This is a genomic window from Brevibacterium senegalense, assembly GCF_000285835.1.
Classification (GTDB): Bacteria; Actinomycetota; Actinomycetes; order Actinomycetales; family Brevibacteriaceae; genus Brevibacterium; species Brevibacterium senegalense.
This window is the reverse complement of record NZ_HE978600.1, coordinates 496,593-511,293: the sequence shown is the minus strand read 5'-3', so window position 1 is coordinate 511,293 and position 14,701 is coordinate 496,593. Positions and strand designations below refer to the sequence as shown.

The following is a 14,701-nucleotide window of genomic DNA, read 5'->3' as shown; positions in this document are numbered from 1 at the left end:
GCGGTCGCGCAACCGCGGCTCCGGCGACGGTGCGGACGGCGACGACAGCGGTCGCGGTCGGGGGTCCGATGACGGGGCTTCCGACGATCGGGACTCCGACGACCGGGGCTCTGACGACCGACACTCCGACGGCCGAGACGCCGACGACCGCGGCGGACGCGGGCGGGATGCCGCTGACGGTGACTCAGCCGGTCACGGCGACGACGACCGGCACGACGACTCCGGTGACAGCGGCTCGCAGGGCGGCCGTCGGCGCGGTGGGCGCGGCCGCAGGCGCCGTTCGTCCGGCGACGACGGCGACGACAGCCAGGGCGAGAACGGGTCGCAGGACGACGCGCGGGATCGGGACTCCGGGTCCGCGCAGGGGAGCGGGTCGGACCAGTCGACCGGGGCCTCGGCCGCGGATCAGTCCGACGACGACTCCGACGACGACGGGCAGGGCTCGCGCCGTCGCCGCCGTCGCCGCGGGCGCGGCGCGCGCAGCGGCGGCGATTCCGGTGGCTCGGGCGACGATCAGGTCACCTCGATCAAGGGGTCGACGCGCCTCGAGGCGAAGCGTCAGCGTCGCCGCGAGGGTCGCGAGGCCGGCCGCCGCCGCCCGCTGCTCACGGAGGCGGAGTTCCTGGCCCGTCGCGAGTCGGTCACCCGGACCATGCTGGTCCGCGAGCAGGCCGGCCGCACCCAGCTGGTGGTCCTGGAGGACGGCATCGCGGTCGAGCACTACCTGAGTGAGCACAAAGCGCAGGCCTCGCTCATCGGCAACGTGTACCTGGGCCGCGTCCAGAACGTGCTGCCCAGCATGGAGGCCGCCTTCATCGACATCGGCAAGGGCCGCAACGCGGTGCTGTACGCCGGCGAGGTCAACTGGGACGCGCTGGGCATGAACGGCAAGCCGCACCGGATCGAGCAGGCGCTGAGCGCCGGCGACCCCGTGCTGGTGCAGGTGACGAAGGACCCCGTGGGTCACAAGGGCGCACGTCTCACCAGCCAGATCTCGCTGCCCGGTCGCTTCCTCGTCTACATCCCGGGCAACTCCATGACTGGGATCAGCCGCAAGCTGCCGGACAACGAGCGCGCGCGCCTCAAGAAGCTGCTCAAGGAGATCCTGCCGGAGAAGGCGGGCGTCATCGTGCGCACCGCCTCCGAGGGCGCCTCGGACGAGGAGCTGGGCCGCGACGTCGACCGCCTCACCAAGCGGTGGGAGTCGATCGAGAAGAAGGCGAACGCGCCCAAGGCACAGGCACCGCGCCTGCTCTACAGCGAGCCGGACATGATCGTCCGGATCATCCGCGACGTCTTCAACGAGGACTTCGACTCGCTCGTCATCGACGGGGACGGCGCGTGGGACACGATCCACGAGTACGTCGAGGCGGTCGCGCCGGACCTCCTGGAGCGGGTGAGCCGCTACGGTGCGGAGGACACGCCCACGGCTCAGGCGGCCGCGGAGGGCACGGACATGTTCGACCACTTCCGGGTGAACGAGCAGGTCGAGAAGGCGCTGAGCCGGAAGGTGAATCTGCCCTCGGGCGGTTCGCTCGTCATCGACCGTACGGAGGCGATGACGGTCGTCGACGTGAACACCGGCAAGTTCACCGGCTCCGGGGGCAACCTCGAGGAGACGGTCACGAAGAACAACCTCGAGGCGGCGGAGGAGGTCATCCGCCAGCTGCGTCTGCGCGACATCGGCGGCATCATCGTCGTCGACTTCATCGACATGGTGCTCGAGTCGAACCGCGACCTCGTGACGCGGCGCCTCGTCGAGTGCCTGGCCCGCGATCGCACGCGCCACCAGGTGGCGGAGGTGACGTCGCTGGGCCTCGTCCAGATGACGCGCAAGCGGATCGGCACGGGTCTGGCGGAGTCGTTCGACGCCGCCGGCGAGGACATGTCCGGCCGCGGCCTCATGCTGCCGGGCACGGACGAGAAGGACTCCGGCTCGTCGAACCGCGGTCGCGGCCGCCGGTCGCGCGGCGGGGACCAGGGCGGACGGTCCGGCGACCAGCCCGCGCCCCAGCAGGATCCGGAGGCGGAGAAGAAGCAGGACCAGTCCCGCTCCGCGGTCGCCGCGATCGCGAAGGCGACGCTCAAGAAGGGCGACGAGGAGGAGCGCGCGGACCAGTCCTCTGCGGACGCCTCCGCGAAGGACCGGGCGCCGGCGGACGCCGCGGGCGCGCAGGACGGCGACGACCGGACGCGCGACGACCAGACCGGCGACACGCAGACCGGCGATGCGCAGCAGGGCGAGGAGAAGTCGTCCGGGCGCCGTTCGCGTCGCCGGGGCGGTCGCTCCCGCGGTCGCGGCTCCGCGCAGCGTGACGACGCGGACCAGCAGCAGCTGGATTCCACGACGGCCGTGACGCCTGAGGCTGCAGGTGACGCGGCTGAGACGACTGCGGCTGAGTCGGTCTCGGCTGACGCGGCTGTCCATGGCGCGGAGAAGCCGAGGTCCGGGGAGTCGACGACCGCGGTGTCGACGGTCGTGAAGCCGGCGGCCCAGGAGCCCGCGGCCCAGGAGCCCGCGGCCGAGGAGCCGAAGGTCGAGGAGCCGAAGGTCGAGGCGTGGCGGGCGTTCGTGCCCGCCCAGGACTCGGGCCCGGCGCCGTTCATGATCGGTGCGGACTCGATGACGACCGTGCAGACGCGGTCGGAGCCGGAGACTCAGCCCGCAGCGGAGGCGACCGCACCCGCGGAGGAAGCAACACCCGCGGAGGCGACCACGGCCCCGGCGCCGGAGGAGGAGTCCGACGCGACCGAGTCCGAAACTCCCGAGCCCCAGCCGCAGAAGCCCGCACTGCCGTTCCTCATGCTGGGCATGGAGGACTGACCGCAGGCCCGCTGCAGCCGTCGCCGGACGCCCGCAGAGAGCCCCCGACCCCCGCACCTGCGGGGTGGTCGGGGGCTCTGCGCGTGTCGCGAGTCGCACGCGTGCGGCGGCATTGATGCCGGTGAGAGCGCCAGTCGATGTGAGGTGGATAACAATAGGGTAAACATGTCCTCCGAAGTGCCCGGGAATGTGATGCGCGTCATATGGGACTTGTACTCTCAGTCACTATGAACACACACATGAGCGCAGCTCTGAGCGCGCAACCCGCGGGTCAGGGTGTCGTCGAATCCATCGAGGAGACGGTCAACGGCGTCCTCGACCCGGTCGTCGGCGTCTTCGCCAGCATCGTCTTCTTCAGCGTGGGAAACTTCCCCCTCGTCGTCATCTGGCTGATCGTCGCCGCTGTCGTCTTCTCGGTCTACTTCGGCTTCATCCAGTTCCGCGGCTTCAAGGTCGCCCTCGAGGTGGTCTCCGGCCGCTACTCCAGCCCCAGCGACCCGGGTGAGGTGACCCACTTCCAGGCGCTCACCTCTGCGACCGCGGCGACGGTGGGATTGGGCAACATCGCCGGTGTGGGCGCCGCGATGGCCATGGGAGGCCCCGGTGCGGCGTTCTGGATGGTCGTCGCCGGACTGCTCGCGATGTGCACGAAGTTCGTCGAGTGCACCCTGGGTGTGAAGTACCGCGAGATCGACTCGGACGGAATCGTCAACGGCGGGCCGTTCAAGTACCTCCCCGTCGCATTCAAGCGCTTCCCGCGTGCGGTGTCCGCCGCGCTGACCGGGTTCTTCGCGATTGCGATCCTGCTCTTCGGCGTCGCCGGCGGCGGAATGTTCCAGGCGAACCAGACCGCTGTCCAGCTCCGCGAGGTGACCGGTGGTGAGACCGGCATCCTGGGCGGACCGGTGGGCGGTCTCATCATGGGCATCCTCATCGCACTGGTCGTCGGGCTCGTGCTCATCGGCGGCATGAAGTCCATCGGCAGCGTGACGGAGAAGCTCGTCCCCACCATGGCGATCTTCTACATCGTCTCGTGCCTCATCGTCATCCTGGGCAACGCGGACCAGATCGGTCCGGCCCTGGGCACGATCTTCACGGGGGCGTTCAGCCCTGAGGGCATCAGCGGTGGCTTCTTTGGCGTCATGTTCGTGGGCTTCCAGCGCGCGGCGTTCTCCAATGAGGCAGGCATCGGCTCCGCCCCGATCGCGCACTCCGCGGTCAAGACGCGTCGTCCGGTGTCGGAGGGCTTCGTCGCCATGCTGGAGCCGTTCCTCGACACCGTCGTCGTCTGCCTCATGTCCGCGCTGACCGTCGTGATCGGCGGCGGCCTGGTCTTCGAGGACGCGATGGCGGAATACGCGGAGACCGGCAGCTCGCCCGATGGCGTGCTTCTCATCTCCGAGGCATTCGGCACGATCACCGGTTGGTGGCCGGTCCTGCTGGCGATCGCCGTCATGCTGTTCGCGATCTCGACGCTCATTACGTGGGGCTACTACGGGCTCAAGGCGTGGCACTACCTGTTCGGACGCGGCCGCGCCTCCGACAACGTGTTCCGCTCGATCCTGCTGTTCTTCATCATCGTGGGCTGCATGGCCTCGTTCGGCACGATCGTCGACTTCGCGGACGCCGCACTGTTCTGCTGCGCCTTCGTCAACATCCTGGGCCTCTACATCCTCATGCCCGTCGTCAAGGACGAGATGCGGAAGTACCTGGCCGACCGGAAGGCCGGCACGCTTCACGAGCTGGGTGCGGAGACGGACGAGGATCTCGCCCGCATCCGCGCGGAGCAGGGCAACGCCTGACGCCCTCAGCCCGACCGCATCCGTCTGCACGGCGCCGCGCGCCCCGGTTCCCGCCGGGGCGCGCGGCGCTGTATCGTGAGGAGTCGTGAGGCTGCTCGCCCGCACCGGGGTGCGACGAGCGGCGCTGCAGACCCGGACAGCGGATCAGGAGACGGAATGGCTGACATCCCTGCGGACCTCGACGCGCTGCGGGGCAGTATTGACAACCTCGATGCGGTTCTCATCCACGTCCTGGCCGAGCGCTTCAAGCTGACGGAGAGGGTGGGCCGACTCAAGGCGGAGCGCGCCCTGCCTCCCGCGGATCCTGCGCGCGAGGCCCGCCAGCTGGAGCGGTTGCGCGCGCTGGCGGAGGACGCCCATCTGGACCCGGAGTTCGCAGAGAAGGTCCTCGCCTTCATCGTGGCCGAAGTCATCCGCCACCACGAGCGCATCGCAGACGAGGCGCGCGAGGCCTCCTGACGCCGTTCGCGCGGCTTCCCGGGGTGCTGTGCGGCTTTGACCGGCTCCCTCGTCATGCGCTAGAGTTGTGCGTCGGTGCCATGGGCATCGGGGCAGATCCCCCCTCGTAATGGGACGTCCGCTCTCCGCCGGTCACGGCGGGTGGCGGAGGCCAAGGAGGGGTCGCCCATTCCAGACAGGAAGTCGCGCGGTGCACGATCGCGCGCAGGAGTGAAGCGAGAGGTACGCACATGGTCTACGCCATCGTCCGCGCCGGCGGCCACCAGGAGAAGGTCAGCGTCGGCGACGTCATCACGGTCAATCGGATCAAGGCGGAGGCCGGCGACACCGTCGAGCTCCCCGCAGTGCTGCACGTGGACGGCGACACCGTCACCACGGCCGCGGATGCGCTGTCGAAGATCACGGTCTCCGCAGAGGTGCTCAACGAGCTGCGCGGTCCCAAGATCGTCATCCAGAAGTACAAGAACAAGACGGGCTACAAGAAGCGTCAGGGCCACCGCCAGGACCTCACCCGCCTCAAGATCACCGGCATCGCCTGAGCGACTGCGACACCTGAAGGAGAGAAGCCAATGGCAACCAAGAAGGGCGCAAGCTCCACCAAGAACGGCCGCGACTCGAACGCCCAGCGCCTGGGCGTGAAGCGCTTCGGCGGCCAGACCGTCAATGCGGGCGAGATCCTCGTCCGTCAGCGCGGCACCCGGTTCCACCCGGGCGACAACGTGGGCCGCGGCAAGGACGACACCCTGTTCGCCCTGTCCGCCGGCACCGTCGACTTCGGCGCGAAGGGCGGCCGCAAGGTCGTCAACATCCTCGCTCCCTGAGCGCGGACTCCCGCAGCGAACCTGTCCCGGGCGGGGCGAGTCACACTGACTCGCCCCGCTCCGGCGTTCCTGCACCGTGCGCCCCGTAGAATCGGGGTGTGCGGACACGTCCGCCGCGACTCGCGGCAGGACGTCCCTTCCATCTCTGCGAGGAGCCATGGCCACTGAGTTCATCGATCGCGTCACCCTGCACATCGCAGGCGGCGACGGCGGCAACGGGTGCGTCTCCATCCGGCGCGAGAAGTTCAAGCCCCTGGGTGGACCCGACGGCGCCAACGGCGGTGACGGCGGCAACGTGGTCCTCGAGGTCGATCCGCAGACCACGACGCTCCTCCCGTACCACCGCTCGCCCCACCGCCGGGCGGATCACGGCGGGATCGGCAAGGGCGACCTCAAGCACGGTGCGGACGGCGGCGACCTGGTGCTGCCGGTGCCGGAGGGCACCGTCGTGAAGACGCCCGCCGGCGACATCCTCGCGGACCTCGTGGAGCCGGGCACTCGCTTCGTCGCCGCGCAGGGCGGCCGCGGAGGACTGGGCAACGCGGCACTTGCGTCGACGAAGCGCAAGGCACCCGGATTCGCCCTGCTGGGCACGCCCGGACAGTCCCACGACCTGGTCCTCGAGGTGAAGACCGTCGCGGACATCGCGCTCGTGGGCTTCCCCTCGGCCGGCAAGTCCAGCCTCATCGCCGCGCTGTCCGCCGCGCGCCCCAAGATCGCGGACTATCCGTTCACCACGCTGGTGCCCAACCTGGGCGTCGTCGAGGCCGGGGGCACGCGCTTCACGGTCGCGGACGTGCCGGGCCTCATTCCCGGCGCGGCGCAGGGCAAGGGCCTGGGCCTCGAGTTCCTGCGGCACGTCGAGCGCTGCGCCGGACTGGTCCACGTCATAGACCTGGCCACGTGGGATCCCGGCCGCGACCCCGTGGGTGATCTGCGGGCGCTGGAGGAGGAGCTGGCAGCGTACGCCGTCGACATCGAGCACGGGGGAGACCTGCTGCCGCTGGACGAGCGGCCCACCCTCGTCGCGCTCAACAAGATCGACGTGACCGACAGCGGCGAGATGGCCGCGCTCGTGCGGCCGGAGCTCGAGGCCGCCGGCTACCGCGTCTTCGAGGTCTCCGCCGTGTCGCACGCGGGCCTGCGCGACCTGTCCTTCGCGATGGCGGGGCTGGTCGAAGCGGAGCGCGCCCGCCGCGAGGAGGACGACACTCAGCCGGAGCGCATCGTGCTGCGGCCGCGTGCGGTCGACGACGCGGGCTTCCGCATCGTCGTCGAGGCGGAAGGGGACGAGACGATCTTCCGGATCCTGGGTGCCAAGCCGGAGACCTGGATCCTGCAGACGGACTTCGCGAACGACGAGGCCGTGGGCTATCTGGGCGATCGACTGGAGCGCCTGGGCGTGGAGAAGGAGCTGTTCCGGGCGGGCGCCGTGCCGGGTTCCACCGTCGTGATCGGTCCGGACGACGGCGTCGTCTTCGACTGGGATCCCACGATGGTGGGCGGTGCGGAGCTGCTGGGTGGACGCGGCACGGACGCGCGCCTCGAGGAGCGGGCGCGCGCCACCCGCCGCGAGCGCAAGGAGGCCTTCCACGAGCGCATGGACGCGAAGGCCGCGACCCGTGCGGAGTTCGAGGAGGAGCGCCTGGCGGAGCGCGCCGCCCGCGCGCGACAGGCCGGGGACGAGGACGTGGAGGCGTGAGGACGGAGGCGCAGACGCGCGCGCAGGTGCGCGACGCGAAGCGCATCGTCGTGAAGGTCGGGTCGTCGTCCCTGACGACCGTCCAGGACGGGTTGGACCGGGACCGCGTGCGTCGCATCGCCCGCGTGCTGGGCGAGCAGCGGGCTGCGGGCCGTGAGATCGTCCTCGTGTCCTCCGGCGCCGTCGCCGCCGGGCTGGAACCCATGGGCATCACCCGGCGTCCCAAGGACCAGGCGACGAAGCAGGCCGCCGCCGGGGTGGGGCAGAGCCTTCTCATGGCGGAGTACACGCACACGCTCGCAGAGCACGGGATCGTGCCCGCGCAGGTGCTGCTGACCGCGGACGACCTCATCCACCGTGCGAAGTACCGCAACGCGCAGCGCGCGGTCGAGCGCATGCTGGCGCTGGGGATCTTCCCGATCGTGAACGAGAACGACGCGGTCGTCTCGCACGGGGTCCGCTTCGGAGACAACGACCGCCTGTCCGCGCTCGTCGCGCACCTGATCCACGCCGAGGCCCTCGTCCTGCTGTCCGACGTCGAGGCCCTCCTCAGCGCACCGCCCGGCGCCCCCGGCAGCCGGCGGGTGCCGTTCATCGGCGGTCCGGCCCACCTCGACGAGCTGCGGATCGGCGGGACCGGCTCCGCGGGCACCGGCACCGGCGGGATGGTCACGAAGGTGCAGGCCGCGACGATGGCCGCGGACTCCGGGATCGCGACGATCCTCAGCTCCGCGGATCACATCGCCGAGGCCGTGGCCGGGGGAGAGGTGGGCACCGCCTTCGGCGTGACGCACCGACGCCGCGCCACCCGGCTGCTGTGGATCGCCCATTTGGCACAGAAGCACGGCACGATCCACGTCGACGCGGGCGCGGCCCGCGCCGTGGCCGAGCGAGGACGGTCCCTGCTGGCGGTGGGCGTCGTGGGTGCGGACGGCGGCTTCGACGCCGGCGACCCGGTCGACGTCCGCGGTCCGGACGGCGCGCTCGTCGCCCGCGGCATCGCGAACTTCGCGGAGGACGAGCTGCCCGCCATGATGGGCAGGTCGTCGGAGGAGTTGGGCAACGCGCTGGGATCGGATTACCGTAGAGAGGTCATTCACCGCAACGATATGGTCCTCACGGACGCGGTCTTCGAACAAGGGGAACAATGACGACTGAGATCAGTCCACGCGTGACGCGCGGGGTCACGCGCATCGTCGCGGCCGCCAAGGAGTCCGCCAGCAGCATCGCGCAGGCGTCGACGCAGGTGAAGAACGACGCGCTGGCCGCGATCGCGGATTCCCTCGAGGCCAACGTCGACGACATCCTCGCCGCGAACGCGGAGGACATCGAGACGGCGCGCAAGCGCGAGACGCCGGATTCGCTCATCGACCGCCTCACGCTCACCGAGGAGCGGGTGCGGGGCATCGCCGGTGCCGTGCGCGAGGTCATCGGTCTGCCGGATCCTGTGGGCGTCATCCGCCACGGGCAGACGATGCCCAACGGCATGCGGGTGAGCCAGGAGGCGGTCCCCGTGGGAGTCGTGGGAACGATCTACGAGGCGCGTCCCAACGTGACCGTCGATATCGCGAGCCTGGCGCTCAAGTCCGGCAACGCGGTGGTCCTGCGGGGCGGTTCCGCGGCCCGGTCCTCGAACACGCTCCTCATCTCGCTGCTGCGACGCGCAGTCGCCTCGGTGGGTCTGCCGGAGGAGATCGTGAGCGGCATCGACGAGTTCGGCCGCGACGGAACGGTCGTGCTCATGCAGGCGCGCGATCACGTCGACCTGCTCATCCCGCGCGGCGGCGCGGAGCTCATCGCGCGGGTCGTCCACGAGTCCCTGGTCCCCGTCATCGAGACGGGTGTGGGCAACGTTCACATGTTCATCGACCAGTCGGCGCCCGTGCGGATGGCGACGGACCTGGTCCTCAACTCGAAGACGCACCGGCCCAGCGTGTGCAATGCGCTGGAGAACCTGCTGGTCCACGAGAAGGCCGCGAAGCGCGTCCTGCCCAAGATCCTGGGCGCTCTGCATGAGGCCGGTGTCGTGGTCCGTGCGGACAAGGAGATCGAGTCGTACGCGCCGGAGGGGATGCGGATCCGCCGGGTCACCCGCCGCGACTGGGCGAAGGAGTACCTCGACCTCGAACTGGCCGTGCGGCTGGTCTCGAGCGTCGACGAGGCGATCGAGCACATCCACGCGTACACGTCCGGTCACACGGAGGTCATCGTGACGAACGACCTGGCGAACGCGGAGACGTTCGTGCAGGCGGTCGACGCGGCCGCCGTGGGTGTGAACGTGTCGACCCGCTTCACCGACGGCGGCCAGCTGGGGCTGGGCGCGGAGGTGGGCATCTCGACGCAGAAGCTCCACGCCCGCGGTCCCATGGGCCTCGAAGCGCTCACGACCACCAAGTGGGTCATGCGCGGCAACGGCCAGATCCGCACCTGAGTCCACGGCGGCGGGCCGACTCCGCCTCCCGCACCCGGGCATGAGACACTTTCCCAGACTGATCATTCCACCGAACGAAGGACGGCCTTCATGACCACCTCGATCCTCGCAGCCGTGGCCGAGACGCCCCATGTCGCCTACGACCTGCCGATCCCGCCCATCGGCTTCGGGCTCATCACCTTCTCGATCCTCATGTTCCTGGGCGTCATCACGCTGTCCTGGAGCGGCATCTCGCACCGGCACTGACCCCACCGGCCCCCTCCTCCTTCTCCGCGAGTGATTCCCGTCCGCCCCGCAGACCGCCCGCGCCGCATCGGCGTCATGGGCGGCACGTTCGACCCCATCCACCACGGTCACCTCGTCGCCGCCAGTGAGGCTGCGGCGATGTTCGAGCTGGACGAGGTCGTGTTCGTGCCCACGGGACGTCCGTGGCAGAAGGAGGACCGGCGGGTCTCCGCCGCCGAGGACCGCTACCTCATGACCGTCGTCGCGACGGCCTCGAATCCGCGGTTCACGGTCTCGCGGGTGGACATCGATCGCCCCGGCCCCACGTACACCATCGACACGCTGCGCGACCTGCGGGGGGTCTACGGCGACGCGGCGGAGATGTTCTTCATCACCGGTGCGGACGCGCTCGCGCAGATCCTGTCGTGGAAGGATGTCGACGAGCTGTTCGCCCTGGCGCACTTCGTGGGCGTGTCCCGGCCGGGGCACGAGCTGACCGGGGACGGCCTGCCCACGGGGCGGCTGAGTCTGCTGCAGATCCCCGCCCTTGCGATCTCGTCGACGGACTGCCGCCGGCGTGCGGAGCAGGATCTCCCGGTCTGGTACCTCGTGCCGGACGGGGTGGTCCAGTACATTGCCAAGCACGATCTCTACAGGAGTCACAGTGGCTGAGAAGTTCATGACGCGACGGGAGCGCCGCGAGGCGGAGCGCCGGCAGGCGGACGCCGCGTACGACGCTCAGCAGGCGGCGGAGGCGGAGCCGTCCGAGGATCAGCAGGCCCCCGTGGCCGAGGCCGCGGCTCCTCCCGCCGCACCGCCGCGTCCCACCAGCGCGCCCACCGCCCCCGAGGCCGCCACACCAGCGGAGCCCGCACCAGCGGAGCCCGCACCGGCGGAGCCCGCCGCAGCCCCCGCGTCCACTGCGCCCCCCGGTGCGGATGCACCCCCCACTCCGAGCGCACCTCCGGAGCCCGCCTCGCCTCCCGCCCCGGCCGCTGAGCTGACGGAGCCACCGCACTTCGCGACCCGCGGTGAGCGCAAGCGCTTCCTGCGTGAGAACGATCTGCCGGCGGATATCCCGACGGCGTCGATCCCGATCGTCCTGGCGCAGCGCGCCGCCGGCATCGAGACGGACAGTGCGGACGCCGCGGACGCGGCAGACACCGTCGGATCCTCGGGCCGCGAGTCCACGGACGCAGCACACTCCACGGACACAGCACACTCCACGGGCGCATCGGACTCCACGGATTCAGTGAGCGCTCCGGCCAGTGCGGCCTCCACGGAGTCCGAAGCACCCGCCGCCTCCGTGACCACTTCGACGGCTGCGCAGCAGACGGGGCATTCCGGCAGCCTCTTCGGATCCGACGACCCGGTCACCGTCACCACGGCTCCTTCGGACGAGCCGGCGACCGGCCCCAGCGGTGGTCTGGGGTCCCTCTTCGACACCCCCGCGCAGCCCTCGTCGACCAGCACCACCGGGAGCACCCCCACCACGGGCGGCACTCCGCGGACCGGTGCTGTCAGCACGGGTGCCGGCGCCCCGCAGTTCGATCTGGCCGGCCGCCGAGTGGGCTCCCACGCCACCGGCCCGGACTTCGAGACCAGCTCGACCGCCGTCATCACGCCGTCGGCACTGGGTGACCACGATGCGCCGCTCAAGCGCCGCAGCCCCGTCGTCAAGCCGCCCACGGGCTCGAACATCCGCGTCGTGACGGGCGCGCTGCCCATCGTGACGGAGTCGGATCTCGAGGCGAACCCGCCCACGACCCCCATGTCCGCGATCGACGAGTCCGTGGCCTCCGGATCGCGCGGCACGGACACGTTCCGCACCTCCGAATCGCCGGTCTTCCGCACCTCCCGTCCCGCCGCGGATCCGTGGTCCCGCCTGGGTCAGGAGGACGAGGAGGAGGACTCGGACGAGCTGGAGGAGCCGCCGGCGCGCCCCATGAGCGCCCGATCCGTCACGAACGAGGACGGTTCCGTTCTCGTCGCGGAGCGCAACTCGATGGTTCCCTACATCGTCCTGGGCGTGACGGGCTTCGCCGCGCTCATCCTCGTCATCGTCGCGATCACCCTGCTCTTCTGACCCGTCCCCACCCCGGAAGGAACCCGTGACCGCCACCCCTGAAGCAGTCGCCCTCGCTCGCTCCGCAGCCTTCGCGGCCTCGGAGGCGCTGGGCACCGACATCGTCGCCCTGGACGTGAGCCTCCAACTGGTCCTCACGGACGTGTTCGTCATCGCGTCCGCTCCCAGCGAGCGGCAGGTCCTGTCGATCGTCGACCGGGTGGAGGAGCGTCTCCTGCGGGAGGACGACCAGAAGCCGGTCCGTCGCGAGGGCAAGAGCGGTGGCCGCTGGGTCCTGCTGGACTACGCGGACATCGTCGTGCACGTGTTCGTCGACGAGGACCGCGAGTTCTACGCCCTCGAGCGCCTGTGGAAGGACTGCCCGGTGGTCGACGTCGCCGAGGCCGTGGCCGCCGCCGGTGCCCCCGCCGCACCCCAGGAGGACTGACCGTGGTGAGATCGCTGACGCTGCTGCGGCACGGCCGCACGGAGTACAACGCCGTGGGTCGCTTCCAGGGCCAGGTCGACGTGCCGCTCGACTCCCTGGGCCTGGCCCAGGCCGAGGCCGTCGCCGTACACCTGGCCTCCTCCGCCTCGATCTCTTCGATCGTCGCCTCCGACCTGGCGCGCGCCGCCCAGACCGCGGACGCGGTTGCCCGTGCGACGGGCCTGCCCGTCACCCACGATCAGGCGCTGCGTGAGATCAGCGTGGGGGACTGGGAGGGCTACACCCGTGACGAGGTCGCGCTGAAGTGGCCTCAGGACCTCGAGGCGTGGCTGTCCGGTGCGGATATGCGTCCGCCGGGCGGTGAGAGCCGTGCGGAGTCGTCGCAGCGCGTCCACGACGCCGTGCTGCGGCACGTGGAGGAGGCCGCGGACGACGCGGATCTGCTGGTCGTCGCGCACGGCGCCGTCATCCGCGGTGCGACGGAACTGCTGCTGGGGATGACGGATGCGCCCGGCCACCTGGGCGTCCTCACGAACTGCACGTACGCGCACCTGATCCCCGGTGAGTCGGGCTGGGTGCTGCGGTCGTGGGGCGGCGGCGCCGAGGCCGTGGCCCGGGCCCAGGAGAAGGCCCCGGAGCAGTCCCGGGCCTGATCCAACGGTCCGGACCTGATGCTGCCCTCGCGGACCTGGCACCGCCTCAGTCTCGTCCGTGCGCGTCCCCGGCCAGGGACCGCACCAGCGCGAGCAGCGTGCGCGCGGAATCCTCCCACGTGTGCGCGGCGGCTCGGACAGGTCCCGCCTGCGCGGCCTCCTGCCACCGCACCGGGTCCTCGAGCCTGCGGACCGCGCGGGCGAAGTCCCGGGGATCATCCGGATCGGCGAACTCGGCCGGTCCACCGTCCGCCTGCGTTCCGACAGTCGGCCCCACTCCGGCGTCCGCACCGGTGACCTCCCGGAAGATCGGCATGTCCGTCACGACGACGGGGACGCCCCGCGCCATCGCTTCGACGATCGGCAGGCCGTAGCCCTCCGCCCGCGACGCAGTCACAAGTGCTGTTGAGTGATCGAGCAGCCGGGCGTAGTCCTCATCGCTGATGCCGCGGTGGAACACGACACGGGCCCGGGCCGGTGCGAGAGCCCGCAGCCGGGCCTCCTCCCGGGGTTCGATCCGGGACGCCAGGTGCAGGGTGTAGCCGGGGAGCCAGGCCAGGGACCGGACCAGGGCCTCGGCGTTCTTGTACGGCAGGAAGGCGCCCATGTACGTGAGGGTGCGGGCCGCGTGCCCGTTCCGCCGCTGCGGCGGCTGCGGAACCTCGTCCGCGGCGTTGGAGACGACGGTGACGGGCCGGCGCGTGAGCCGGTGAGCCGCCATGAGATCGCGGGTCGTCCGCGAGACGGTCACGACCGCGTCCGCGCGGTCCAGCAGGAGTCGCTGGGGCCAGTACGCGGTGTGGTAGGCGCGCCACAGACCGCGCAGGGGCAGGGACAGGTCCCGCGGGGGAGTGGGATGGGTGTAGTAGATGAGGTCGTGGAGCGTGAGGATGAGCCGGTAGTCGCGGCCCCATGACCCCATCGTCTGCATGGGCGAGAACACGACGTCCGGGCGCAGCGGGTTGAGCTGACGTGCCAGCAGCGGTTCGCGCGGCGAGGTGGGAGCGGAGACGCGGTGGAGCGGCACGGTCGGCAGCATCGGTATCTGGCGCTCGTCGTGGATGAGCGCCTCGAGGGTGATCGCGTCGTCGTCCGCGGTGAGGTGCGCCAGCGCGGTCAGCAGTCCTGCTCCGTAGCGCGAGATGCCGTCGTGGCGCGGCCAGCGCGTGTATCGGGCGTCGAAGAGGAGCCTCATGCGGCCCCACCCTAGTCGCGTCGACGCCTGCGACGCGCCTGCCGGATCGCTGTCCGGATCCTGAGCGTTTTGCCCG

General features: G+C 70.8%; 14 protein-coding genes. 13 read left to right on the top strand and 1 reads right to left on the bottom strand.

What is annotated here, in order from left to right; genetic code table 11:
* The 13 genes from HGBR_RS16085 to HGBR_RS02350 form a co-directional block, all read left to right on the top strand.
* A partial coding sequence (locus tag HGBR_RS16085; RefSeq protein WP_051013259.1) for an Rne/Rng family ribonuclease occupies positions 1-2,824 on the top strand: 2,824 nt, incomplete at its 5' end.
* 239 nt (positions 2,825-3,063) lie between these two features.
* Positions 3,064-4,626 carry an alanine/glycine:cation symporter family protein gene (locus HGBR_RS02405; protein ID WP_019157731.1) on the top strand — a complete coding sequence of 521 codons (1,563 nt, stop codon included), beginning with the start codon at positions 3,064-3,066 and terminating at the stop codon, positions 4,624-4,626.
* Positions 4,627-4,782: 156 nt separating this feature from the next.
* Complete coding sequence (locus tag HGBR_RS02400; protein ID WP_019157730.1) at positions 4,783-5,085, top strand: chorismate mutase; 303 nt, start codon at positions 4,783-4,785, stop codon at positions 5,083-5,085.
* Between the two features lie 230 nt (positions 5,086-5,315).
* Positions 5,316-5,624, top strand: coding sequence for a 50S ribosomal protein L21 (rplU, locus tag HGBR_RS02395; RefSeq protein ID WP_019157729.1), 309 nt, complete (start codon positions 5,316-5,318; stop codon positions 5,622-5,624).
* Between the two features lie 30 nt (positions 5,625-5,654).
* A complete protein-coding gene (rpmA, locus tag HGBR_RS02390; protein ID WP_019157728.1) occupies positions 5,655-5,906 on the top strand; it encodes a 50S ribosomal protein L27 in 252 nt (83 codons plus the stop codon).
* Between the two features lie 157 nt (positions 5,907-6,063).
* Positions 6,064-7,608: a GTPase ObgE gene (gene obgE, locus HGBR_RS02385; RefSeq protein WP_019157727.1), complete on the top strand. Its 1,545-nt coding sequence runs from the start codon at positions 6,064-6,066 to the stop codon at positions 7,606-7,608.
* A complete protein-coding gene (proB, locus tag HGBR_RS02380; RefSeq protein ID WP_019157726.1) occupies positions 7,605-8,759 on the top strand; it encodes a glutamate 5-kinase in 1,155 nt (384 codons plus the stop codon). Before obgE ends, proB begins: the two co-directional genes overlap by 4 nt.
* The gene (locus HGBR_RS02375; RefSeq protein WP_019157725.1) at positions 8,756-10,039 is read left to right on the top strand and encodes a glutamate-5-semialdehyde dehydrogenase; all 1,284 of its coding nucleotides are present in this window, start codon (positions 8,756-8,758) and stop codon (positions 10,037-10,039) included. Before proB ends, HGBR_RS02375 begins: the two co-directional genes overlap by 4 nt.
* Before the next feature lie 90 nt (positions 10,040-10,129).
* The gene (locus HGBR_RS20340; RefSeq protein ID WP_019157724.1) at positions 10,130-10,285 is read left to right on the top strand and encodes a hypothetical protein; all 156 of its coding nucleotides are present in this window, start codon (positions 10,130-10,132) and stop codon (positions 10,283-10,285) included.
* A gap of 30 nt (positions 10,286-10,315) precedes the next feature.
* Positions 10,316-10,936, top strand: coding sequence for a nicotinate-nucleotide adenylyltransferase (nadD, locus tag HGBR_RS02365; protein WP_019157723.1), 621 nt, complete (start codon positions 10,316-10,318; stop codon positions 10,934-10,936).
* Complete coding sequence (locus HGBR_RS02360; protein ID WP_026077268.1) at positions 10,929-12,350, top strand: hypothetical protein; 1,422 nt, start codon at positions 10,929-10,931, stop codon at positions 12,348-12,350. The genes nadD and HGBR_RS02360 overlap by 8 nt, the downstream gene beginning before the upstream one ends.
* A gap of 25 nt (positions 12,351-12,375) precedes the next feature.
* Entirely contained in the window at positions 12,376-12,777 is a 402-nt protein-coding gene (rsfS, locus tag HGBR_RS02355; protein WP_019157722.1) for a ribosome silencing factor, read from the top strand.
* Between the two features lie 5 nt (positions 12,778-12,782).
* Positions 12,783-13,430 carry a histidine phosphatase family protein gene (locus tag HGBR_RS02350; protein ID WP_019157721.1) on the top strand — a complete coding sequence of 216 codons (648 nt, stop codon included), beginning with the start codon at positions 12,783-12,785 and terminating at the stop codon, positions 13,428-13,430.
* A gap of 46 nt (positions 13,431-13,476) precedes the next feature.
* On the opposite strand, the gene HGBR_RS02345 is transcribed toward HGBR_RS02350, so the two are convergent.
* On the bottom strand, positions 13,477-14,625 hold the full coding sequence (locus tag HGBR_RS02345; RefSeq protein ID WP_019157720.1) for a glycosyltransferase family 4 protein: 1,149 nt from the start codon (positions 14,623-14,625) through the stop codon (positions 13,477-13,479).
* Between the last annotated feature and the right edge of the window lie 76 nt (positions 14,626-14,701).